Source organism: Pseudomonas parafulva NBRC 16636 = DSM 17004 (assembly GCF_000730645.1).
GTDB lineage: Bacteria > Pseudomonadota > Gammaproteobacteria > Pseudomonadales > Pseudomonadaceae > Aquipseudomonas > Aquipseudomonas parafulva.
The window spans coordinates 1-933 of the sequence record NZ_BBIU01000054.1 but is presented as its reverse complement, the minus strand read 5'-3'; the positions used below and the strand labels follow the sequence as shown (position 1 = coordinate 933).

Sequence of the window (933 nt, the reverse complement as noted above, 5' to 3'; positions counted from 1 at the left end):
AAGGTGACGGTGTAGGTGATCTTGCCACCTTCGACCACGGTGTTGTTATCCACAGACAGCACCGCGGTGACCTTGCTGATGGTGTCGGTGACGTTCACCGAAGCTGGGCCGCCGATGACCAGGTTCTCGAACGTGGCGTTCGGGACTTCGGCCTTGGTGATGCCCACTTCGATTTTGCCTTCGTCTTTGAAGACATCATCGCCCTGCGCCGGTGCTGTGTAGGACTTGCTGGTTTCACCCGCCTTGAACACCACGGTGGCGTTGTTGCTCAGGGTGACGGTCAGGTCCTTGTCCAGTGCGCGGTTCAGGGTCAGGGTGAAGGTCGGTGAAGTAGCTTCGTTCACCGACGCTTGGTCGGCAACGATGTTCACCTGAACCAGGTCGCCTTGGTTGCCCGAGCCTGGAGTGCCCGAGCCTGGCTCGTCGGTCACGGCAGTGCTGACTGGTGTTTTGTCCAACGTCAGTTGTTCGAACTTCCAAGCATCGGCACCACTGACCGACACGATTGCGTTCTGTACAGGTAGGTTGGCACCGATATAGACGTTATCCGGTGCCGTCGCGGTTGCTGAACCCACAGTACCGTTGGCGGGTACCACGACGGTGGTGCCATCTTTCAAGTGGAAGTACAGCTCGGCGTGGTTGTTGATCGGCAAGCCGTCTTTGTTGGTCAGGGTCACGGTGTAGGTGATCTGACCGCCTTCGCTGACCGAGTCGCTGGCGGTGAGTTTTGCCACCACTTCGTCGATGGTGTCAGTGACTTTTACCGAGGCATCGCCACCCAGTTGCAGGTTTTCGAAGGTGCGGCCATCAATGTCCACTGCAGACTTGATACCCAGGCTTATGTCGCCCGAGTCTTTGTAAACGTCATCGCCCTGAGCAGCGTGCTCATACGACACGCTGGTTTGGCCAGCCTTGATGGTGACTTGAGCGTTA

At 57.7% G+C, this 933-nt stretch carries 1 protein-coding gene; it reads right to left on the bottom strand.

The window, feature by feature from the left end:
- On the bottom strand, positions 1–933 hold a 933-nt coding region (locus tag PPA02S_RS23130; protein ID WP_042141873.1), incomplete at both ends, for an immunoglobulin-like domain-containing protein.